At 46.6% G+C, this 24,574-nt stretch carries 12 protein-coding genes; all 12 read left to right on the forward strand.

The features are described from left to right. The first annotated feature begins 4 nt into the window (after positions 1-4). The 12 genes from BGP76_RS00735 to BGP76_RS00790 all read left to right on the forward strand — a co-directional run bounded on the left by BGP76_RS00735 (position 5) and on the right by BGP76_RS00790 (position 24,574). Complete coding sequence (locus tag BGP76_RS00735) at positions 5-772, forward strand: DUF6250 domain-containing protein (protein WP_119843254.1); 768 nt, start codon at positions 5-7, stop codon at positions 770-772. Between the two features lie 21 nt (positions 773-793). Then, positions 794-3,445: a TIM-barrel domain-containing protein gene (locus BGP76_RS00740; protein ID WP_119843255.1), complete on the forward strand. Its 2,652-nt coding sequence runs from the start codon at positions 794-796 to the stop codon at positions 3,443-3,445. A 12-nt stretch (positions 3,446-3,457) separates the two neighbouring features. After that, on the forward strand, positions 3,458-6,472 hold the full coding sequence (locus BGP76_RS00745) for a PA14 domain-containing protein (protein WP_119843256.1): 3,015 nt from the start codon (positions 3,458-3,460) through the stop codon (positions 6,470-6,472). A 7-nt stretch (positions 6,473-6,479) separates the two neighbouring features. Further along, positions 6,480-8,018 (forward strand): sulfatase-like hydrolase/transferase, encoded by a 1,539-nt coding sequence (locus BGP76_RS00750; RefSeq protein WP_221409827.1) that lies wholly within the window; start codon positions 6,480-6,482, stop codon positions 8,016-8,018. 12 nt (positions 8,019-8,030) lie between these two features. Beyond that, complete coding sequence (locus BGP76_RS00755; RefSeq protein WP_119843258.1) at positions 8,031-11,525, forward strand: alginate lyase family protein; 3,495 nt, start codon at positions 8,031-8,033, stop codon at positions 11,523-11,525. Between the two features lie 32 nt (positions 11,526-11,557). Continuing rightward, a complete protein-coding gene (locus tag BGP76_RS00760; RefSeq protein ID WP_147407338.1) occupies positions 11,558-15,043 on the forward strand; it encodes a hypothetical protein in 3,486 nt (1,161 codons plus the stop codon). Between the two features lie 39 nt (positions 15,044-15,082). Further along, positions 15,083-16,603 (forward strand): glycosyl hydrolase family 28 protein, encoded by a 1,521-nt coding sequence (locus BGP76_RS00765; RefSeq protein ID WP_158583972.1) that lies wholly within the window; start codon positions 15,083-15,085, stop codon positions 16,601-16,603. 26 nt (positions 16,604-16,629) lie between these two features. Continuing rightward, positions 16,630-19,275, forward strand: a complete 2,646-nt coding sequence (locus BGP76_RS00770) for a GH116 family glycosyl-hydrolase (protein ID WP_119843261.1) — start codon at positions 16,630-16,632, stop codon at positions 19,273-19,275. 26 nt (positions 19,276-19,301) lie between these two features. Next, the gene (locus BGP76_RS00775) at positions 19,302-19,730 is read left to right on the forward strand and encodes an RbsD/FucU domain-containing protein (protein WP_119843262.1); all 429 of its coding nucleotides are present in this window, start codon (positions 19,302-19,304) and stop codon (positions 19,728-19,730) included. A gap of 124 nt (positions 19,731-19,854) precedes the next feature. Further along, the gene (locus BGP76_RS00780; RefSeq protein WP_119843263.1) at positions 19,855-21,243 is read left to right on the forward strand and encodes a hypothetical protein; all 1,389 of its coding nucleotides are present in this window, start codon (positions 19,855-19,857) and stop codon (positions 21,241-21,243) included. A 261-nt stretch (positions 21,244-21,504) separates the two neighbouring features. Next, on the forward strand, positions 21,505-22,866 hold the full coding sequence (locus BGP76_RS00785) for a family 43 glycosylhydrolase (RefSeq protein WP_119843264.1): 1,362 nt from the start codon (positions 21,505-21,507) through the stop codon (positions 22,864-22,866). Between the two features lie 70 nt (positions 22,867-22,936). Further along, positions 22,937-24,574: a glycoside hydrolase gene (locus BGP76_RS00790; protein WP_119843265.1), complete on the forward strand. Its 1,638-nt coding sequence runs from the start codon at positions 22,937-22,939 to the stop codon at positions 24,572-24,574.

Below are 24,574 nucleotides of genomic sequence, written 5' to 3' on the forward strand. Positions count from 1 at the left end.
AGAGATGAACAGATTGATAAACTATACTATTTTTCTTTTCCTGATTGGAATTGTTTGGTCTTGTCAAACTACTGGTGATTCAGTATTGCAATTAACCGACGACCTGACAGTAAAGGCCGAACTGATACATAGTGATGATTTTACAGATGGGATCGATAACTGGAAAGTGGAGCAAATGCCAGACGGCAGTGTCTATCACAAAGACGGAAAACTAGAAATCAATGACTGGAGAGGCTGCACCGCTTGGTTCAAAGAAAAATTAGAAGGCCCCATCATGATCGAATATGAGGCGGTGGTCTTGCAAGACACCACCAAGAGTCAGGAAGAAGACGGTATTTTCGATAGAGCTTCGGATCTCAACTGTTTCTGGATGGCTACCGATAGCGAAAACCCTGACGACCTATTTGCTAAATCTGATTTTCGTACGGGTCGCTTCCCCAACTACGATTCACTTAGCCTGTATTATGTAGGTATGGGTGGCCATTTCAATACCAAAACCCGGTTTAGAAGATATACCGGGAATGGAGAAAAGCCTTTGCTGCCCGAGCACGACTTGTCAGATTCTGTCTACCTGATCAAGCCCAATACGGTGAAGAAGATCCGTCTCGTTGCATTCGATGATGTGATCCAATACTATCGAAATGATACCTTGATATACGACTATAGAGATCCGAGACCTTATACCGAAGGGCATTTCGGTTTGCGTACCGTGCACAACCACATGACTTTGGACAATTTCAAAGTGTACCGACTGAGCAAAATAGAAGATTGACGATAGCTAGTAAAAAATCACATGAAGACTAAAATTACTCAACTGAACTATCATGGCCAGACGCTTTTGGGCCTGCTATTGATTCTGGCTTTAAATGCTTGTGATTCAAAGTTTATCCATGAAGTAATCAAAGAAGACAAGGGGCTTACCATCAAACATGATAGTCTCGAACTAAAGATCGAAATAGTAGACGAGGCGATTGTCCATGTGACGAAGCAAATGCCTGGAGCAGCTGTTTCTAATGTTCCGGATTATGTGACGGTACTGGAACCTCAGGACATAAAATGGACCATCGAAGAAACCAAAGACCAATTGACGATCACTACCGATCAGATCAAAGTGTTGGTCAACAGTGATGGTACGATCCAGTATGAGGACAAAAACGGCAAGCCATTGCTGTCCGAAACCAATGACAGGACTTATCTCAATCCTACAGCTGAAGGCAATGTCCTTTCGCAGGCTTTTGTAGCAGGAGAGGAAGCTTTGTACGGGTTGGGGCAGTTTCAGAGCGGCATCATGAACTGGAAAAATGTACCGATCCGACTCCAGCAATACAACCAAGAGATTGCGATTCCTTTTTTGGTCTCTACCAAAGGCTATGGCATCTACTGGAACAACTACAGCCTGACGGATTTCAACGAACCACAAAATGAAATTGAGTTTGATGCCGTAGCGAAAGCTCAAATCTCGAAGGAAAACGAAGAAGTACCAACTACAGGAGAAAAGGAAAACGTAGCAGCCTATGCTACAGTGGAAGCTGAAGAAAAAAACATCAGAAGCACCACTTTCACTCCGGATCAAACGGGAGAGTACACCTTTTTAGCACTGAGCGACAACAACGGTCGTATGCGTGGCGAGATCCAAGTGACCATCGATGGCGATGAGGTGATCAACTATTCTACGATTTGGATGCCGAGGAGGTATTCTGGCAAAAAGTACCTCGAAGCAGGCAGGACCTACGAGGTGGTATTCCAAAACACAGGAGCTAAGATGCCCGGACGTCTACTTTACAACAAGCCGGATTTCAACAAAACAGTTTTTAGCAGTCAGACTGGTGATGCCATCGACTACTACTTCGTAGCGGGAGATAATCCGGCGGAGGCCATTGCTCTTAATCATAAACTGACAGGTAGTACACCGATGTTTGCCAAAGGTGCCTATGGCTTTTGGCAGTGCCGAGAGCGCTATCACGATCAGACCGAAATCCTAGAAAACGCCCGAGAGATGCGTGAAAGAAAAATACCGGTAGACTACATCGTGCAGGACTGGTTTTATTGGCCGAAAGGTACGAAAGGACCAGAGTGGGATAGAAACAAATACCCTAACGCCAAGGCCATGGTAGATGAACTCAAGGATTTGAACATGAAACTGATGGTTTCGGTTTGGCCTGAGGTAAAAAATGAGGCTTTGGAAGAAAAGTACGACCTGACGAAAATCCCAAGTAGCAATTATGTAGATATCTATGATCAGGGCGTTGCAGATCGTTTTTATCGGATGCTAAGTGATTCGATGTTTCATTTGGGAGTCAGTTCGATCTGGTTGGATGGCACTGAGCCAGAGGGCGTCAAAGACAGCAAGGCCATGACAGCCGTAGGGCCATTTGAGCAAGTACATAATACGTATTCACTGGAAGTAACCCGAGCCATGTATGAAGGCAGAAGGAAGGAATTTCCCAATGAACGGGTGTTTAACCTGACCCGCTCGGCCTATGCTGGACAGCAGCGCTATGGAGCAACCTCCTGGTCGGGCGATACAGAGGCTTCTTGGGAGCAGTTCGAAGAACAGATTGCTGCTGGACTCAATTTTACGATGGCGGGTGTACCGTACTGGACGCATGACATTGGTGGTTTCTTTCGCGATATTAAATCCATCAATCCGGATTTTGACGATCAATACACCAACCCCGAGTTTATCGAATTGCTGACGCGTTGGTTTCAGTTTGGTGCCTTCAGCCCGATTTTTCGCATCCATGGCTATGTGTCAGAGACGGAGATTTGGCGCTACAACGAAGCTTTCGAAAGTACAGCGCGTAGGTTCATCGATTTGCGCTACCAACTCATGCCCTACATCTATTCGCAGGCATGGCGCGTGACGCGGGAAGGTAGCGAGCTCATGAGTCCATTGGCCTATCACTATCCAGAGGACAAAAAGACTTGGGAGATTAAAGACCAGTTTTTCTTTGGCGAGTCGATCATGGTGGGGCTAGTGACCGAGTACGAGCAGCGTGAAAAAGACATTTATTTACCAGCCGGTGATTGGTACAACTACTGGACAGGAGAGAAACTACCCGGAGGCCAAACCGTGACTGTAGACGCGCCACTGGATCAGACACCGCTTTTCGTGAAAGCTGGATCGATCATACCGTTCGGCCCGAAAATACAATACGCCACGCAAGAGACAGATGAGCCGCTCACGATCAAAATCTATCCAGGCGAGGATGCCGAGTATGTGCTGTACCTAGACGACAATGAAAGCTACGACTATGAGCAGGGAGAGTATTCAGAGCTTGTGTTTGCGTACGACCAGGCCGATCAGAGCCTGACCATCGAAAATGGAAACGGAGACTACATCGATTTTGAACAAAACCCAATGGACATGATGGTAGAAGTGGTCGGAGACGGAGACGGAGACTTGAAAAAAATACAATACAAGGGAAGAAAAGTAGAATTATAAACGATAATCAGCATGAGAAGATTACAACTATTATTACTAGCCGTGTTGCTTTGGAGCAGTACGGGTTTGATGGCTCAAACGACGGTCAATTCATTGACCGAACTGCAACCGTATCTCGAGCAGGACGATGTTCATGTGAAATTGGCACCTGGTGATTATACGGTTACAGGGGCCGATGTAGCCAATGGTGTGATTGGCAAACGCTGGACTAGTAGCCAGTATCTGGGGAGTACTTTCAATGTATTCCTTTTCGAAGGGAACAATAGTACCTATGACTTTACCGGGGTTACGATTTACATCAAGACAGAAACAGCGCAGTCTGTTGGAAGTATTGATTTTTATGAATTTCGTGTCTTAGGAAGCAACAACACGATAAAAAATGTAACCGTGGTGGATGATGGAGAGGTAGATGATAAACCTACTAGCAGAGCTACTAGTGTGGTTTTGGATGGGGCATACAATAAGCTGGTAGGTTGTCACTTTACGGTGAAAGGTTCTTACCCTTATGGTTATGGGGATATTTTTGGGAAGGGCGGAGGTCCTGTCATCTCTCATAACAAACGCAGCGCATGCTTGGTTCGTGGAAAATCTAATCTGGTCAAGGACTGTACCTTCATTTGTCGATCTTATGGTCACGGAATCTTTTTTCAGGGAGCTGTTGATCCTAGGGTAGATGGATGTTATGTAGAAGGTGAGTTGCGCTCTACGGACGAAGTGCTCGCCGAAGAGGGTACAGGCTCACCTGCAGACAATGTTGATTTTGAAACAGTCTGGGGGTTTAATTTAAAAGACATTACGGGCAATTATTATTTCAGTCTACAGGAAGACGGTATACGCTCATACAATGCAGGAGAGACCATCGTAGATGGCATAGAGTACGAAAGAGGAGTAACTGGAGCCACCGTCACCAACAGTACTGTAGTGAAAATGAGGTCTGGTGTTACTATCGGGTGGGCATCAGGATACAAGTATGTTGAAAACTGTACGACCCTGGCTTGTGAGATAGGGTACTGGGTCGGAGCGAATACCGACGTGGTGAATTCTCGTGGAGATGCTTCAATTGGATCTTTACTTTCTGAGGATGTGGGTCGTAGCAATTCCAATATCGAATTGTCACTGATGGATGATTATGTGACTCCCGTGGATGGCGAGGTTACAGCCATATACTACGCGGGTTCGGGACACAATGTGGTGCTATATGACGAGACGACCTATTTGCACGATCATGTAGAAGTTGTAGTTGGAGGTGAAAGATTGGCTCACAGATTCTTGTCTGGTAGTACAGCTCCTCCCATTAATTTCACAGCAACTGATATCGATTTCAATAACCTGACTAATTACCCGATGTATTTGGGACCGAATAGTGCTCGTGTGACAGGTCAGTCTTGTGGTGCCATTACCGATGACGGCACAAACAACGATGTGTCGGATGTCGATTGTGCTACGGCATGTGTGTACGAGGAAGGTGTGGCCTTTCCTACTTATGCCACTTCAGGGATCAATTATGCCATTTATGAGGGAGATTTCGATGCGATACCAGATTTGGAAACGATGACTCCTGCTAAGACAGGTATGATCGCAAATATGGACATCTCCGCTACAGACACCTTGAACCAATTTGTGGTGGCATTTGACGGTACACTCGAAGTATCTGCTGACGGTCGTTACACTTTTTATGTATCATCCGATGATCCAACAAGTCTGATCGTAGATGGCAAAGAAGTAGTGAGCTACGATGGCACTTTAGGTCTAATCGAGTCATCTGGAGAGATCTGTTTGGCTGAGGGCTTTCATTCATTAGAAGTCGTTCGAGTCGAAAAAAATAGTGATCAGAGCTTTTCCGTTTCTTACGAATCAGACGATGTAGCAAAGACCACGGCCTTGGATGTATTCGGTAATGATTTTGCTTCCATCGATAATTTGGCTTATCTGGCCAATGCAACACAACCTTCTACTTCAGATGGAGGGTTGGCTATAAGGGCGGTCGATGGCAATACTGATGGGGCTTTCGCTTCCAATTCGGTGACGCACACATATGAAGAAACGAATGCTTGGTGGCAAGTCGAATTGAGAGATACTTATCCTATCGGAGAAATAAACGTCTACAATCGCACAGATTGCTGTTCGGATCGCTTAGGTGCTTTTACGATCAGCGTGTTGAACGAGCAGGGGCAGACTCTATTTTGTCAGTATATCGAGCCACTCACCGAGCCATCTGTCACAGTAGATGCCGAAGGTGTACTGGGTCAAGTAATCAGGATAGAAAAAACTGAGGTGGGGATCTTAGCGCTAGCCGAAGTGGAAGTGTACGAAGGCACTGAGGTTACACACGGTGGTGAATTTCAATTGCGCAAGAGAGATTCTGACCTATATGCCATTGATGGTGGCGCACAAGAAACCGAAGCGGGACATTCTGTGGCCATGCTTAAGTTCAGCAATCATGAGAATATGACCTGGACAGAGCTAGACCGAGAAGAAGGTTATTATTCCTATCAAAAATACGGAAGCGAATTGTGCTTGGCTGGCAATGATCAGGACGATCTCGTGCTGGCAACATGTGATGAAAGTGCAGAATCCCAACAATGGTTCAAAATCGGAGGAGGAGAGGGACACTATCGTCTACAACTGAAAGGAACAGAACTGGTGATCGATGGAGGGAGTGGCAGATTTGATGGAGCCAATATCTACCTTGAAGCACTGGACTATACTAGCGAAGCGCAGCAATGGAAATTTGAAGCCGCAGACGTGGATAATCTTGAAACAGACGATGAAGTTCTTTCCACTTCTGCATCTCGACAAGTGAGTGTTTATCCCAATCAGGTGGTAGATGTTCTCAATGTTCAGTTTCCTGCTGCTGTCTATTCACAATTTTGGATCCATGATCTGAATGGTCGTGTGGTGCGTCAGGGGCAGATTGCAGATCAAGCACAGCAACTGTCGGTGGATTTTAGAGCGATGGATGAGGGGATGTATATCCTTATGCTGAAAGGACCTAATGCCTCGGATTCTTTCAAGATTATAAGGTGATAGACTGTTGATAAAGCCGGCATACATATTCGCACTTATGGTGTTGCTGCTGGGTGCTTGTACTTCTCCTGCCACTGTGGTAGAGGAGACGAGCACTCAGCCCAATATCATTTTTCTGATGACGGACGATCAGCGCTGGGATAATCTGGGTTGCTACGGCCGTCCAGAGTTCAACACGCCCAATATCGACAAGCTGTCATCCGATGGAGTGACTTTTGACAATGCCTATTATGCCGTGGCAGTATGCATGCCCAGTAGGGTCACGATGCTGACAGGCCGCTACAACTCCAATCACAACGTGGGCTTTGTGGCTCCTAACGATTACACGTTATCACAAGCGGATTTTACCAAAAGCTATCCTGCACTGTTGAAAACAGCAGGCTATCGCACGGGCTTTGTAGGCAAAGTCGGCTTCACTGTAACCAACGAAGCAACCCGCCCGAGTACGCCCAAGGAGCATCACTATCGGGAGCAGATGGGTGGGGTGTTCGATTATTTTGCTGGGAGTGAGACTTACGATCACAAAGGCCTGGTCACCTGGCCGGAAGAAGACTCAGTGCTGTCAGGGATATTTAGTGAAGGGCGCAAAAACTCTGGAAGGACTTTGCGCACGGGTGAAGCCATGCTTCGTTTTTTAGATACCCAGCCCGCTGATCAACCATTTTGTCTGTCGGTAAATTTTTATGCCGTGAAGCACGACAGAGATCGCGATGTGTATTGGCCGCATTTTGAGCCATACAAGGATCATGAGTTTGCCGTGCCTGACAATTGGGTAGAAGGTGACAATGAAGCTTTGCCCGAGGTAGTCAGGGAGAATGCCAGGGGGGTATATCTGCACCGCCAGCGTTCGTCTACGCCCGAAATGTATCAGCGGCTCGTGCGTCGATTTGCCGCCCAAGGCTATTCGGTAGATGAGCAGGTAGGACTTTTGATGCAGAAGCTAGAAGAAATGGGGATCCTGGACAATACGATAATCATTTACACTAGTGACAATGGTCGCTTTCAAGGTTCGCATGGCTTGTTTGATAAGTGCCTCTTGTATGAAGAATCGGTGAAAGCTCCCTTTATAGTGTACGACGGTAGAAAACCAAAAGCGCAACAACAGCGGAGAGAAAATGCACTGATTTCTTCCGTAGATGTAGCACCCACTATTGTGTCACTTGCAGGGCTGGAGCCACCAGCTAGTATGCAAGGCCGAGATATCAGTGGTATTTTGGATCAATCACAAGACATGACACAGTGGCGTGATGCAGTGCTGATGGAGGATCTTTTTTTAGTAGACATGTTCAAAGAACGCTACAAGGAAAATGTAGATGAAATCAACCAAAAGTTGATCGATGAGAACAAATCCTACCGTAGCAGAGGCATCCGAATGGACCGCTGGAAGTATATTGTTTTTTATGAGCACACGCCTCAAATCGAAGAGCTATATGATTTAGCACAAGACCCATCAGAACAAAACAATCTGGCAGATAGCCCAGAGCATCAGGAGATTTTAAAGGAATTAAGAAAACGAACAGAAGAGCTTTATCAGCAAGCCATCTAAGGCATCACAATTATGAAACTAAATCAAACTGCATTACTAATTTTTGTTTTTCTCATCTCTATAGGGGCAAGGGCACAGCCTATCGCGCATATAGGGTCTTCGGATTTTTCGGGTTGGTCTGGCATAGAAAAAGTCAAAGGCAATGAAGCCATGGTAAGTAGCGGAAAACGCATTGATTTTAGCTATCCAGATGGTGAAAACTCAGACAAAGGATTTAGAGATTTTTATAGCGGTGCGGATTGGAGTATCTATCAGGGGCTATCATTCGAAATATATCAGAAGAAAGAATCGAATGCGGAAATAGAGCTGACCTTTGAGGTAGACGAGAAAAATACCAGAAAACTACAAACCAAAAGCAGTGCCGTCATTCAGCTCTATGGCTCGGGTTGGCAAAAAGCCTATGTACCGTGGCAATTGTTCGACTTGGCAGAAGGCCAAAGAGGTACGCTGCAAGGCGTGAAGGATTTTTCCATCAAACTTACTTCTACCGAGAATCAAAGCTTGAAAATCAAGGATATAGTATTGACCAAAGGGGAGCGTATTTATTTGGATGCATCCATTCGAGGTAAATCTGCGAAGGCAGGGGATGCTGTACAGTACGCTGTAGAAATCGGCAACACTACCAGTGAGGTGCAAAAGGTCCAACTGACTTTCCCAAGAGTAGGATGGGAAGCGATGCAGGCTAGTGTGAGCCCATCGGTGGTAAGCCTGAATCCGATGGAGATAAAGACAATCGAAGTATCGGTACAGTTGCCAGCAACTCTCCCTGTGGGCGTGCGAGAGCAGCAACGATTGGAGGCCATCGCCAATGGTGACGGCAGTGCTTTAGCAACAATGGAATTTACCACGGCAGTCACGGTACCGTCGCCTTTCATGGTTCACACCGCAGACAATTGGCAGAAAGTGCGCGATAAAATTGAAAACTATAGCTGGGCCCAGGCTGAGCTTGAGATGTATGAAGAGAAAGCCAGTAAATGGGATGTGCCCGATATCGCTGATAAAATACCTTCAATGAATGCGCAAAAGGGCAAATACCTTTTTCATAGCAATGAAGGAGGAAAATTGATGGATTGTGCGATTGCTTATCAACTGACGGGCAAAGAAGAATATGCCCAAAAATGTGTGGACTTTCTCCGCAAACTGATAGACCCAGAAACGGGATACCCCACTACGTTGCGTGTCAACCAAAACAATTTTGTGAAGGAAGGCGGGATATTTCAAGATATAGCGCGTACCTACGACATGATTAGAACATCAGGTCTATTGACCGAGCAAGATCATAAGCTGATCGAAAACACATTCAGGTTGTACATCGAAACGGCACAGTTGGGTAATGATGATGGAGGAGTCAACAACTGGGACCTGAGTGAGTTGGCAGGGGCTTTTTATTGTGCCTTGGCTATTCAGGATTGGACCTTGGTAGATTGGACACTTCACTCGCCTTCAGGTATCTTGAGACAGTTTTCTCAAGGCATCATGAGCGATGGCTGGTGGTACGAATGCGCGGTGGGTTACAATCTATGGTGCGCCACCATGTTTTCGGAAATAGGTATCGCACTGCGACCTTGGGGCATCAATTTTATAGATGCAGAGGTGCCCATCGGTACCACACCCTATTATTCGCTATTACCAGAAAGAATGCAGCCAGGTTTGTACGGTATGAATTTCGACAAATGGGGGACTATGCACCAAAACAGTGTTTCGATCAAAGATATGTGGGATGCATTGGTGCCTTTCCTTGATTACCGTGGGGTGATGTTTGCCGTGAATGATGCGCAAGAAAGCCGTGTGACGGGAGAGCCTTACGAGTTGGCTTATTATCTGTACAAAGATCCAGAATATGCCGCAGTACTTAATAAAAACGAAAAGAGAAATCTGCTGTACGGTGTGCCTGAATTGCCCCAAGTTACTTCCGTGAAAAATACGCAATCTGCCTATGCCGACAACATGGGAGTGGTTCAATTGCGCTCACAAGCCGATGGACGCGCACAGAGAGATCAGATTCAGGCGGTACTTCATTATGGCACTCATGGCGGGTATCACGGTCATTTTGATAGAACTAGCTTCCTGAGCATGATGCGCTATGGTCGCAGTTTCTTCAATCCCGAAATGATCTGGTACGGGTACGGCAGCTACAACTATAAATTTTTGGTGCAAACCTCAATGACCAAAAACATGGTGGTAGTAGATCAGAAAATGCAGGAACCCAAAGAAAGCTTCAGAACGCTTTTTCACACGGGCGATATGATGCAAGCCACTGCCGTGGAGACCAGAGCCAGATGGAGCAATCCTCCCTACGGCGGTATTGTGTATAGCTACAAAGAGGGGATGACTTTTGCAGAAAAAACATGGGAAGAAGGCCGCTCAATCGATGTGCCAGAAAATGCTCCGGAATACGGCAAGATCAATGATTTTACGGAGCCCGTTACCCAACGTCGTGTGATGGTAATGATGGACGATTATGTGGTTCTAGCGGATTATCTAGCGTCCGATCAAGCGCACACTTTTGATTGGTTGTTTCAGATGAAAGGTTTTCAAGAGATCAGCGCACCAAAAAAAGAATTCCTTCGCCACGACAATCAGTTCAGTACAGACCCATTGGGAGCAGCCCAGTTTTTTACAGACGTCAATTGGTACCAAACTGAAGGAACAGCGCGCAGCAGCTTTGAGATGTGTTTTGGCGATGAGTGTGACAACAAAGGTACTCGAGCACCAAACAGCGAAGATGGCCCATTGAAAATCGATGTGTTCAACGCTTGGCCTTTGGAAAATGAAGTAGCCATAGCCACCGTTCCCGAATCGCATGGCGTCAATAAGCAACTGTGGTACACGGTAGAAGCAGATGGTGAAACCCTGCTAAACGATAGTACAGGAGCGTGGATTTTAGGAGGCAAAGAGATCGACATCCAGCTGCAAGGAAAAAAGGAGTTGGTACTCAGTACCCAATTACAAGGTCGAGTTAAAAACAATACGATCTTTTGGGGAAATGCCCGGTTGGTGAAGGCCGATGGGTCAGAAGTGCTACTATCATCGCTCGATCTAGATTACCAAAACATCCTACAGCCGGATTCTCCTGGTTTAGATTATTACGGCGGTCCTATTAAAATATCGGGGGAATTGATGGAAAGCTCCATACCAGGGATGCCTGAAAATAGCCACGAAAATGCAAGTATAAGTCTCGGTTTATCTGGAATGGACGTAGTGGCTTTCAAAGCCAAAATAGGTGGAGATTTTCCACTCGGAGACGAAACACCAAGAAGAAAAACCTTGGCTGTAAGATCCGAAGGTAAAGAAGCAAGATACCTATCAGTGATTGAGCCTTTCGAAAGTGAGTCTATGATAAAATCTGTACGTGCCAAAAGTGAAAAGGAATTAGAAGTAGTATTAAATGATGGTAGGGTTCAGCGGATCCTTATCGAAAACTTAGAAGGAGAGGGTACGGATATTAAAGTGTCAACTCAGGAATATATTAACGGTGAATTGGTAAGAGAAGAAAGTTCGAAATGATACAAAAATTAAGAGACAAAACACATTTATTGATGAAAACGAGCGTTCTGCTTTTTCTATTACTCTTGTCGGGTATAGCGATACATGCGCAACCAACCGATCCGGTAGGCGCCAGAGATTTTTCGGATTGGACAGGAGTATCGAAGGTTAAAAAAGGGGCAGCGTGGCTCGCTGCTGGAGACACTATCACCTACACTTATTCGGATCAAAACCGGATCTATTTTCCTGGAATCAAAAGACCGTTTCTGGGAGATGCTGCCGATTGGACATCTTATAGTGGGCTAGAATTCGATCTTTATCTCAAGAAGGAAAACAGAGCACAAGTCACAGCTATATTCAAAGTGGATTCGCTCGACTATGGAGACCTCAATCCCGTAAGTACAGCTCAAGTAGAACTGGTAGGTCAAGGCTGGCAGAAAGTGTACATCCCTTGGGATATGTTCGATGTAGATGCTGGTCAAAGATGGGCCACACTTTTTGCGGTCAAGCATGTATTGTTATCGGTAGGTGCAGGGGATAATTCGGAGTATCAGATTAAAAACGTTCAAGTCACTAAGGGCTATGCCACCTACCTCGAGGCAGGTATTCAGGGCAAGTCCGTCGATGCGGGTGCTCAGGTTCAGTACGAATTCGAAGTAGGCAATACTACCGATCGGCCACAGGGTATCCAGATGCGTATAGAGACCATGGGTTGGGAGTCGATGCAGGCGAGTATCGAGCCATCGGAACTACAGCTAGCGCCGGGTGAAGTGAAGAAATGTATCCTTACGGTAGATGTTCCAGATCATTTGCCACAAGGCATCCGCGAAACGCAAGTCATCAAAGCTATTGCCAATGGAGAGGGAGAGGCTACCTTGACATTCAAAACCGCGGTGAGTGTGCCATTCCCAAATGTTGTCTTTACAGCTCAAGGATGGGAAGAGGTTAGGCAAAAAGCGGAAAAATACGATTGGGCCAAAGAAGGTTTAGAAGAGTACATACGTAAAGCCGAAAAATGGGAGGCACCTACTGGAGCTGATTTGTCCGATATAAATGACAGACCGCTTGGGGTTTCCGTTTTTAACACAAGTGCCTATGGTGCGCTCGATTGCGGTATCGCTTATCAGCTGACTGGCAATGAAGCCTACGTGACCAAATGCCTGAAGCTCTTGCGCCGTTTGATCGATCCACAAACTGGATATCCTGCTACTCTAGTGGGCGGAAGCAATTCTTTTGTAGGTGAAGGCAAATTTTGGCAGTCGGTAGCCCGAATGTATGACATGATCAGGACGAGTCCTCAAGTAACAGAGGAAGACAAGCGCCTTACAGCAGAAACTTTCAGACTTTTCGCTACTCAAACCCTGAAAGGCAACACCAAAGGGGCTATTAGCAACTGGAATGTGGCCGAGCTCACGGCAGCTATGTACTGTGCTTTGAATCTACAAGATTGGCATCTGATCGATCAGCTATTGACCAACCCTACAGGGATATACAAGCACTTGGAGCACGGAATCATGAGCGACGGCTGGTGGTACGAATGCGCCGTTGGGTACAATACCTGGGTGGCGACCGAGTTTTCGGAAATAGCATTGGCACTAGAGCCCTGGGGTATCAATTTCAAAGATAGAACCTTCCCGATTGGTACCACCGAACACTTCTCCCTGCTCTCTAGTCGACGCGAAAGCGGCATCATGGGCATGGAGTTCGAAAAGTGGGGGAAGATCGAAAAAAACCATGTTGGGATCAAGGATATGTGGGATGCTGCACTTCCTTTTGCTGATTTTCGCGGGGTGCTACTAGCAGTCAACGATGCGGTAGAGGGCAAGCTCTCTGGTAAGTCTTACGAGTTGGCTTACTACCTCTATGGGGATCCTGAATATGCAGCGGTGATCAACCGAGGGGATAAAAGAGACCTGCTCTATGGCTTGCCCAATTTACCAGATGTGAATTCTGAGAAAATGAGCGTTTCGGCCTATGCGGACAACATGGGGATTGTGCAATTGCGTTCCCAAACCGAAGACCGAGAGCAGTCCGAGCAAATCCAGGCCGCACTGCACTACGGTTCGCATGGGGGCTATCACGGCCACTTCGACAGGACCAATCTGGTGCATATGAGTCGTTACGGTCGCAGTTTTTATGGCACTTTGATGTACTGGTACGGCTATGGTAGCTACCTCTACAAGTTTTGGAAGCAGGTATCACTCAACAAAAACATGGTGGTTGTGGATCAAAAAATGCAACAGCCTGTCAAGAACGCAAGATTGCTCTTTCACTCTGGAGAAATGATGCAGGCGACCGCTTTAGAAACGAATTCTAAATGGAGCTATGCACCCTATGGAGGAATTCATTACAACAGTGATCAGACTTTTGCCGAGAAAGTATGGGAGGAGGGTAGGTCGATCCCCGTGCCAGATGATGCACCAGCTTATTCTGAAGTGACTGGTTTTACTGAGCCAGTTATGCAGCGTAGAGCGATGGTCGTAATGGACGATTATATCCTACTGGCCGATTATCTCAAAGGCGAAGAGGATCACGAGTTTGATTGGATGTTTCAAGCCAAGGGTTTTAGAGCTATCGAGGCAGATCAGGTGGAGCTGGTCAGGCATACCAATCAGATGAATACGGATCCATTAGGTAGTGGACAATTCATCACGGACTGCAATTGGTACGAGGTAGAGGGCGTCTCCCGTACCAAGTTCGAAATGTGCTGGGGCGAAGGTTGTGACAATGAAGGCGTGCGCCTGCCACATAGCCTAGACGGCCCACTCCAAATCGACGTGATCAAGGCCTGGCCTCCCAAAGCAGAAATCATGATCGGTACGTCTACGGAAGGTTTTTATGTGAATAAACAACTGTGGTATACAGTCAGTGCCGATGGTCAGGAGCTACTCAGTGATAGCACGGGAGCATGGATCCTGGGCAGCAAGGACGTATCTCTGGATGTATCTGGAAGGAAACAATTGATCCTGACTACCAAGACACCAGGTCAGATCCGCAACAACACCATATTCTGGGGAGATGCCAAGCTGGTAATGCGAGATGGTACTGAAGTATTCCTTTCATCTCTACCTGCACAATACGAAAATGTACTGCGTCCAGCTAGTGAGGGTAAGGATTACTATGGGGGACCGATCAAAATAGCAGGTGAGCCGATGGATAATTCCATTCCTGCACAGGCTGAAAATAACAAGGAAGCAGCGGTCATCACCTTGGACTTGAGTGGAATGGAAGTTGAACGATTTGAGGCAAAAATTGGAGGAGACTTTCCTCTGGGTGATGAAAGCGCAAGGTTGAAATCCATGGCAGTAAGAACGACGGGCACTCAAACCAGATACCTCACGATCATAGAACCGTACCAAAGCGAATCGATGATCGAATCGGTAGAAGCCAAAAATGAAAACGAACTCACTGTGACGCTGACTGATGGTCGCATGCAGAAATTGCTTATCTCTGATATGGAATCCGAAGAAGGAGAAATAAAAGTAAGCGTCGAAGAATGGAAGGATGGAAAAATGATCAGAGCAGAAAGTACGAATTAGAAAATGACAACTGTGAAGGAATCTTTAATGAAAACAAACATGAAACTATTCGCTGGTAGAAGGAAAAGAACATTGAGCATGATGATGCTAGTCGGGTGGATAGTAGGGGGCACTGCTTGTCAGCAGCAGGAGACTAAAGTTAAGGTCTACGCAGCTCCAGAGGGTATCGAGTTGTCCGCAGCCTATCAGGTGACTGTGGAGGGGCAGGAAGTACCGATTTTCAAAACCAAAGTCGCCACCAAAGACCCGGTTCCACGTCTCAATCATTCAAGGAGCAAGTTTGGGTTTGCCTCCTTTGGTTCTTTCGACATGGGCGCTGAAGCAGTACAGGTGACAGTTACCTATCCCAAACCTGTTGATTCAGTAAAAATATTGCCTAGCTCTTTTGGGATCGAACCGACTATAGCGGGTAATACGGTCAGCTTTGAGGTGGCTCAACCTCAACATTTGACGATCGAGTTCAATGGAGACTGGCATGAGTCTCTGCACATTTTTGCCAACCCTATGGAGCAAAACGTGCCGAGTCCAGACGATCCCAATGTGATCTATTATGGCCCGGGCGTACATGAGGTAACCCACGTCGAGGTAAAGGATGGTCAGACCGTTTATCTGGCTGGAGGGGCATACTTGCGCGCCGTGGTAGATCCTGACGAAGCGAAAATGGAGAAGGTAATCGGTCAGAACCAGACACCGCCTACTTTCTTTTTGGAGGGCACGAATATGACCATTCGTGGACGGGGGATCATCGATCAATCCGCCATCCCTAAAAAGAAACGACGCTATACCATTTTTGCGCAGCACTCCGATCAGGTGAGCATCGAGGGCGTGACCATCGTCGACCCTAGCCACTGGACGATCCCTCTACAGGCATCGGACAATCTGCATGTCGACAATGTCAAGATCATCGGCTGGAGAGGCAACTCCGACGGGGTGGATATCTCCAATAGCCGTACTGTTCTGGTCGAAAATTGCTTCATGCGCACCTTGGATGATGCCGTAGTGGTCAAGTCTTTTCCCGGCAAGGGAGAGGTCAGAGACATACATACCCGAAAGATCGTAGTATGGAACGAGCTGGCGCATGCCCTGAGCATAGGCGCGGAGATTCATGAAAATGTGAGCAATATCCTCTTCGAAGACTGTGACGTGATCCATGACGTAGGGCGCGAGACTGCCTTGCGCATTTACCATTGCGATGATGCATTGATCAGCGATGTTACCTTCCAAAACATAAGAGTAGAAGAAGCCCGCAGGCTGATCTCAGGCTGGATCGGGAAGACGCGCTGGACTGAGAGCGAGGAGCGTGGCAATGTGCGCAATGTGTTGTTCAAAGACATCGTGGCGACTTCCGCACCTATAGACACGACCCTCACGGGATTTCAGGACGGTTCGGATTGGAAGCCCTACATCATCCGTGACCATGCCAGTATGCAGCTCATCGGTTTTGACGAAGAGCATACCATCGAAGGGGTGATTTTCGACAATGTGGTATTGGATGGCAAAAAGGTGACGGCTGATCAGGTCACGATCAATGAGTTTGTGAAAGATGTGTCTTTCGAATAAGGAATAGGTAATAAAGGAAAGAAACCATGCAAAGGAAATTGGGGTTGTACATTTTGAGTCTTCTGGCAGTTGTACAGGTACAGGCACAGGCTGTGAAAGACACCGAAGGGAAGACTCACAAAGTGATCCAAGAAGTGGTGCGAATGCCTGCCGAAGATTGGCCAGTATTGACTAGCTACGATCAAGACCATATCGCCAGAATCGCCATGCCGATCGGTGGTATCGGGACGGGTACGGTATCGCTGGGAGGTCGGGGAGATTTGAGAGATTGGGCGATTATGAACACTGGAGCCAATGGTTATATACCTACCAGTGAGCACCGTGGATACATAGGGCCATTTTTTGCATTATTCACCCAGACAGCCGATGGCCAGCGTGCCACTCGGGCGCTCGAAGGACCCCTGGACGTGTCTTTATACGAAGGCCCTTTTGGGAGCAATACACCCAACCATGGTTTCCCTCGTTTCGATTCGTGCATATTCAAGGCAGCCTATCCCTTTGGACAGGTGTTGCTTTCGGACAGCGATATGCCTCTGGATGTGAGAATAAAAGCATTTAATCCCTACATCCCTGGAGATGCTGATGCCAGCGGAATACCGATAGCAGTGCTCACTTATGAGTTGACTAATCCCACGGATCAAGCCGTGAAGGCTTCTATTTCAGGCAACATGCCCAATTTCATAGGTATGGACGGATCAGATCAAGAAATGAAAGGGAGAGGTTTTTGGACCGCTACTGGCGCAAAAGATAATAAAAACGATTTCCGCAAGGACAACGGGGTACAGGGAATATACATGCGCTCTGAGGGCGTAGACCAAGGCGATGATGCCTGGGGAACGATGGCTTTGACTACCTCAGTAGACGAAAAGATCACCTACCGGACCTCTTGGAGCAAGGACGAGTGGAGCAATGCTCGGCTGGACTACTGGGATGATTTTAGCGCCGATGGGCAGCTCGAAGGCCGCTCTTCCAATGTGGAGGATAGACCCATGGGCTCGCTGGCAGTGGAGGTCACCGTGCCTGCCAATAGCAGTAGAGAGGTTACTTTTTACCTCACCTGGCACTTTCCTAATCGTATGAGTTGGTCTCCACTAGACGATGGTATAGACAATAGGTTGACGAATTACTACGCAACCCAGTATGCTGATGCCTGGGACGTAGCGGAAAAAGTGGTTCCTCAAATCCCCGAACTTGAAGGGAAGTCTTTGCAATTTGTCAATGCCTTTGTGAATAGCGATTTGCCAGATGTAGTCAAAGAATCCGCCCTGTACAACAGCAGTACGCTACGAACCCAAACCTGTTTTAGAACAGCAGACGGTAAATTTTTCGGATGGGAAGGCACGAGTAATGTAGGCGGGATTTGTCATGGATCTTGTACACATGTTTGGAATTACGAGCAGGCCACAGCGTTCTTGTTTAGCGGACTGTCTCGTTCGATGCGAGAAGTCGAGTTTGGACACGCCACCGATGATTTGGGTATGTTGAATTTCCGCGTCGGATTGCCATTGGAGCGAGCCACTTACTTTGATCGCACGGCAGCAGATGGTCAAATGGGAAGCATTATGCGGATGTACCGGGATTGGCAGTTGAGTGGAGACGATGAACTATTGCTCAAACTCTGGCCCAATGTAAAAAAGGCCATGGAATACTGCTGGATAGATGGAGGCTGGGATGCCGACAAAGACGGCGTGATGGACGGATGCCAGCACAATACGATGGATGTGCAGTATTTTGGTCCCAATCCGCAAATGGGCATTTGGTATCTGGGAGCACTGCGGGCATCGGAAGAAATGGCCAGATACACCGGAGATGTGAAATTTGCTAAAACCTGTCGTAAACTATTTGAGAAAGGCAGCAAATGGATTGATGACAACCTGTTCAATGGCGAATATTATATCCATTTGATAGAAGCACCAGAAAGTATAGATGACATCGCACCATCGCTCCTCAAGGGGTTAGAATCCAAGGATCTTGGCAATCCGGATTACCAGCTAGGCGAAGGATGTCTGGTGGATCAACTGGTAGGGCAATATCTCGCACACATATGCGGACTGGGCTACCTTACCGATGAGCAGAATGTAAAAACCACTCTGCAAAGCATCATGAAATACAACTATCGAGACGATAGCAATTCGGATTTCAACAGCATGCGTTCCTTTGTGCTAGGAGATGAAAAATCCCTCGTGATGGCCAGCTATCCGGGCGATCGTCCGAAACACCCCTTCCCCTATTTCACAGAAGCCATGACGGGATTTGAATACACTGCGGCTGTAGGGATGCTATACGAAGAGCAAACCGAAGATGGACTATTGAATATCAAAAATATCAGAGATCGCTATGATGGTCTAAAGCGAAACCCATTCAATGAGGCAGAATGCGGACATAATTATGCCCGCGCCATGGCGAGTTGGGGAGCTGTGTTGGCACTGTCAGGTTTTCAATATTCTGCGGTGGATCAGTCGATGGCTTTTGCCCCTTTCGAAGGTAGTATGTTTTGGTCCAATGGCAGTGCGTGGGGCGTGTGTACACAGTCTGGTTCTCAAGTAGAGCTGTCAGTAGCTCATGGGTCGGTGTTGTTGAGCTCTTTCTCTTTGACCGATGAGACCCAATTGATATTCGAAAAGCCACTAAAAATTGAGGCGGGCGAAAAGGCAGTTTTAGATATCAGATAAACAATACAACGGATTTTAGAAAGCTGATGAATATAGAAAGAAAGAAAATTGGTCTGATGCTGGCCTTGATAATCAGCACCTTTTGTGGATGTCAAAACGATTGGAAATCAGCATTTGATACTCAGTTGGCTGAGTTGGGTCATCGCAATTGGATTGTGGTTGCCGATTCGGCTTATCCTTCACAAAATTCGAAAGGGATTACCACACTGGTAACAGGTGAAAGCCAATCAGAAGTTTTGACCTACGTATTGCAGCAAATTGAATTAAGTCCTCATGTAAGGCCAAAGATTATGTTCGATCAAGAGTTGGCTTTTGTGACCGATCAGGATGCACCCGGAGTAGGGAGCTACAAGGAGGATTTAGATAGGTTATTGGGTAGTAGTGAAGTTGCTGAGATGTCGCACGAACAGATTATTGAACAATTGGATCGTGCCTCGGAGATGTTAAGGTATTGATTCTCAAAACCAATATGACGATCCCCTATACCTCCGTTTTTATCAATCTCGATTGTGACTATTGGAGTGAGGACAAAGAAAAGCGATTGCGAAGTGTCATGGGCAAAGCAGAATAACGAAAGATATGAATAGAAAAATAGGTTACTGGATCATTGGATTACTGTTGAGCCACAGCGCAATACAGGCAGCAGAAATAAAGGTCCATTCCATCACTGAATTAGCCAAATATGCAGCTCAGGATGGAAATATCGTTAGTATGCAACCTGGCGTGTACCAAATGAAGGAATACCTGACCGACAAAGTGGTGAAGAAAACGAAACCGGATGGTGTAGGCAGATATGCCATGATCGATTTTAGTGGTAGTGACAATACTTTTGATTTGACAGGAGTAACTATAGAAGTGGATACCGAACTCTTGAGCATTTTTAAGGCTCGAGTCATCGAATTATATGTGAGAGGAAACAACGTCCACATCAAAGGGCTGACAGTCACAGATATTGGAAATCATCCTACATTCAAAGGAGGTCATTCCATGACTGTAGCAGGAGAGAATGTAAAAATAGAGAAGGTAACACTCAATATCAGTGGTTCGTCACCTTATGGCTATGGCGATTTGTTGGGTAAAGGTGGAGGAGCACTCGTTCGTTTACAAAAGCATAGCGGGATGTGTATCGAAGGACTCAACGACAGCATAGTAGATAGTTCTATTTATTCGAAAGCCTTTGGTCACTGCTTTTTTGTGCAGGGCGGTCGAAATGTCTATTTCGAAAATTGCTACGCTGAAGGTGTGACCCGAACGACCGATGCGATGCTCGCCGAAACTTCTGGATTGGCGTATGACAATAGCTTTGCATCCGTATACACTAATTACAGCGGGGAGAAGTTGATCCCAAGAGGCTACACCAAGTCACTTAACGAATGTGGCTTTCGAATGTACGGAAAAGGTGGAGTAAAAGGGATCAAAACTGGAGCCGTGACAGCAGTCAACTGTAAGGCAAAAAACACACGGATCGGTTTTGCTTTTGGGAAGATCACAGACGATGTATTGATCAAAGATAGTGAAACCATAGGGTGTGAAGTGGGCTACAATGTAGGAGGAGTCACGGTCCAAAATAGCCGTGGTGATGTTGCCCATGGTCCTTTGTTGTACGTGTATGGAGATCAACCATCCCATGTGGAGATGTTTCTTCTGCCCACTGAATCTCAGACTACCGTACATGCGCTAGCACTCATCTCTGGCTATGACCATCAGGTGACCCTAAGCAAATGGAGAAATATGACAAGAGGACAATCGCACCCCATCAGAATCGGCACCACACGACCACCTGCTAACAATGGTTTTAGCCCTTTGGGCTCGACTCCTACCTCTGGTGTAGTGCTACGTAACTCGACTGATATGCCTGTAGAGCTGAATGCAAAAGCGAGTCGCAATAAGATAATAACCAATGGAGCTGTAGAAGATCTTGGAGTTGACAATGAAATAGAATCTTCGAAGTATTCTTATGAGAGGTGAAAAAAATCGTTGCGCGTATGAATAAAACTTCCCAGTGCTAGGTGAGTGAAGCCAAAACCTTTGGGTCTTCTTCTGTGAAACAATTGCTCTCAAAGTAATAAGTGCTATTTTGGATCATATATGTAGCTATTTGAGCCATAAGTTATGCCCTCGTCCATGTGTCGTCACTAGCTTTAAATTTTAAAGGAGGGCGATAATGGACTTTCATCAAGAAACTAACTTGATAAGGACATGTTGCCAAAACTATAGCATCAAACTAGCATGATTCGAAAGCATATTTTTTTCTTCATGGCCATGATTTCAATTGAGATGGCTCATGCACAAAACCCCATATTCACACACTTGTACACCGCCGACCCATCACCACACGTCTGGCCCAATGATGAGCGGCTATGGGTCTATACCACGCGCGACGAGCCCGGATCCAACAACCACTATGGCATGACAGACTACCATGCTTTTTCTACCACAGATATGGTCAACTGGACGGATCATGGTCGTATCCTGCATTTAGACAATGTCGATTGGGCCGAGAGTCACGCCTGGGCAATGGATGCTGCTTATTATAGAGGCCAATACTATATCATCTACTGTATGAAAGAAGCCGGAATTGGGCTGTTTCGTACTGGGGTGGCGCGGAGCGATGTGCCTGAGGGACCATTCACCGATCTGGGCTATATCAAGGGGGTAGAGTTTGGTCAGGATCCGGCCATCTTTATCGACGAAGGGACACCTTACTTGTTTTGGGGGCATGACCGAAAATGTTTCGCCGCAGAGTTGAATGAGGACTTGATGTCTATCAAACCAGAGACTTATGTGGAATTGACTTCACAACTCACGCACGTATTCGAAGGGCCCTGGGTGCACAAGCGTCAAGACAAATACTATCTGACCTATCCAGGCCTGACTCCACGCAGATGGCCTGAGAAGATGTTTTATGCAGTGGCCGATCAGCCGTTGGGTCCTTATGATTATAAGGGAGTATTTATCGACGATTTCGAAGGGCAAAGTGGTACCAATCATGGAGGCACTGTTACCTACAAAGGGAAAGACATCATGTTTTATCACAGCGCCTGGCTGTCTGGTGGCTTGAGCGAAACTCGTTCGGTGATGGCAGACTATCTGGAGTACGACAAGAAAGGAAACATCATCCCGATAGTCCCTTCCAAAGAAGGTTTGGGCAAAGCCAAACGCACCAAAACGACCATACACCTGGAGGCGGAGAATGGTTTTGCTGCTGGCGGAGAACTGTACAATGTCTTTGTAGATACCTGGATCAAAGGCTACAGCGGCAAGGGCTATGTGACCAACTTCGACAACCCCTACGATCACGTGACCATGCTGGCGCAAGTGGCCAAACCGGCCAAGTACCGTTTCAAAGTGAGGTACGCTTCGCCTGATGGTGAATCCAACCACGACATCCTGATCAATAGTCACCAGTACCGGGAGTTTAAGTTTCCCCAATCCACGGTGTTCACCACGATCGATTTTGGTATCGTAGAGCTCAAAGCAGGTGACAATCAGGTGAGAATTTTCAAAAGAAACTGGAAACCCTCCGAAGGGCAGCTGGCCATCGACTACATCGAGTTGGAGCAGGTGTTTGACGATGAAATAAGCAAATAAGAATTTCCTTCTGGGGTTAGGATTCCTGGACGGGTGAATTAGAAAAGACGAATAAAGAAGTAAAGTTGATATGAAAAACATAGTATTACTACTATTGGTGCTGGCACAAGCTGGCATGACCTGGGCACAAAAACCGGTCACTGTAAGTGCAAAGTCCAAAGGAGAAAAGTTCGAACACTTTTGGAGCAAGAGTGTAGGGGCAGGGCGAGCCAACGAAGGCCTGCGTGCCGGATGGCTGGAGCAGCTGGAGATGGTACAGCAGAACTGTGGATTCGAGTATGTGCGATTCCATGGCATCTTCCACGACGATATGTTCCCCGTCTTCGAGAAGGATGGTAAGATCACCTACAACTGGCAGTACATCGACGATCTGTTTGATCGTATGCTGGATCTGAACGTACGACCTTTTGTGGAGTTGGCGTTTTTTCCTACCCCTCTAGCAGCCGAAAACAGCAAGACGCAGTTTTGGTGGAAAGCCAACATCACACCCGATGAGTCTAAGTACGATGAGTGGCACAATCTGGTACAGGCCTTTACGCAGCACTGTGTGGATCGCTATGGTATTGACGAGGTGCTCACGTGGTATTTCGAGGTATGGAATGAACCTAACCTATACTATGGTTTTTTCGACGGGACTAAGTCACAGTACTTTGAGTTGTATAGACAATCTGTACTTGCTGTGCGATCGGTAGACGAGCGTTTGAAAGTAGGAGGGCCATCGAGTAGCAACTTCGTAGCAGATGGCAGGTACGACGGAGAGGTGGAGAGTAGAGATGGTGATTTGATCACCTTTACTGCAGACAATATCAACGACTTAGAGTGGAAAGGCTCTTGGATTGAAGATTTCTTAGCCTTTTGTGAAGAAGAGAAACTCCCGATGGATTTTATATCTACCCACCCTTACCCTACGGATTACCCATTCAACCCCACAACGGGCAAAGGGAAAGATTTTTCACGATATGTAAACTCCACAAAAGACGATATAGAATGGCTCAATGAGGTGATCAAAAAAAGTGCCTATCCTGATGCAGAAATCCACCTCACAGAGTGGAATACCAGCCCCAATAGCCGCGATGCGATGCATGACTTCTTGCCTCCAGCAGCTTATATCACCAAGGTCAACTTGGATTGTATTGGACTGACTAACTCGCTGGCTTTTTGGACATTCACCGATATTTTTGAGGAAAAAGGCGGTGGAGAAAGCATCTTTCATGGCGGATTTGGTATGATCAACTATCAGGGCCTGGTGAAGCCCTCGTATCATGCCTACCGCATGTTGCATCAGTTGGGCGATGAGCAACTTTATAAAAACGATTACCTCTTCGTGAGCCGAGATTCTGGCGATGGAAGGATTGTATCGTTGGCCTACAACTACCCAGAAGATCACTACAAAGCAGTACCTTCAAGTATCCGAAAAATAGACAAATACGAAAATGGTAAAAGTAGACAACTGAAATTTAAACTCACTGATTTGAAACCAGGGGCACAGTTCAAACTAGAAGTGTTGGATTGGGAAAGTGGCAATATCTACAACTACTGGGAATCGATGGGCAAGCCAGAGCCACCGACACGTGAGCAGATCAAGGTGATGAAGCAGTATGCAGAGAACCTAAAGACGGAACTTGTCACGGCGGATAAAAAGGGGAATATAGAGATTGATCGGGAGCTGACTCCATGGAGCTTGGTGCTGATCGAGCAGATTGATTAA

Source organism: Reichenbachiella sp. MSK19-1, from assembly GCF_003590315.1.
Classification (GTDB): Bacteria; Bacteroidota; Bacteroidia; order Cytophagales; family Cyclobacteriaceae; genus Reichenbachiella; species Reichenbachiella agariperforans.

Excerpts from the sequence above, each read along its gene's own strand:
- BGP76_RS00785 (WP_119843264.1), top strand. The coding sequence starts at position 21,505 with ATGATTCGAAAGCATATTTTTTTCTTCATGGCCATGATTTCAATTGAG.
- BGP76_RS00775 (WP_119843262.1), top strand. The coding sequence starts at position 19,302 with ATGAATATAGAAAGAAAGAAAATTGGTCTGATGCTGGCCTTGATAATC.
- BGP76_RS00760 (WP_147407338.1), top strand. The coding sequence starts at position 11,558 with ATGAAAACGAGCGTTCTGCTTTTTCTATTACTCTTGTCGGGTATAGCG.
- BGP76_RS00755 (WP_119843258.1), top strand. The coding sequence starts at position 8,031 with ATGAAACTAAATCAAACTGCATTACTAATTTTTGTTTTTCTCATCTCT.
- BGP76_RS00780 (WP_119843263.1), top strand. The coding sequence starts at position 19,855 with ATGAATAGAAAAATAGGTTACTGGATCATTGGATTACTGTTGAGCCAC.
- BGP76_RS00735 (WP_119843254.1), top strand. The coding sequence starts at position 5 with ATGAACAGATTGATAAACTATACTATTTTTCTTTTCCTGATTGGAATT.
- BGP76_RS00765 (WP_158583972.1), top strand. The coding sequence starts at position 15,083 with ATGAAACTATTCGCTGGTAGAAGGAAAAGAACATTGAGCATGATGATG.
- BGP76_RS00770 (WP_119843261.1), top strand. The coding sequence starts at position 16,630 with ATGCAAAGGAAATTGGGGTTGTACATTTTGAGTCTTCTGGCAGTTGTA.
- BGP76_RS00790 (WP_119843265.1), top strand. The coding sequence starts at position 22,937 with ATGAAAAACATAGTATTACTACTATTGGTGCTGGCACAAGCTGGCATG.
- BGP76_RS00745 (WP_119843256.1), top strand. The coding sequence starts at position 3,458 with ATGAGAAGATTACAACTATTATTACTAGCCGTGTTGCTTTGGAGCAGT.
- BGP76_RS00740 (WP_119843255.1), top strand. The coding sequence starts at position 794 with ATGAAGACTAAAATTACTCAACTGAACTATCATGGCCAGACGCTTTTG.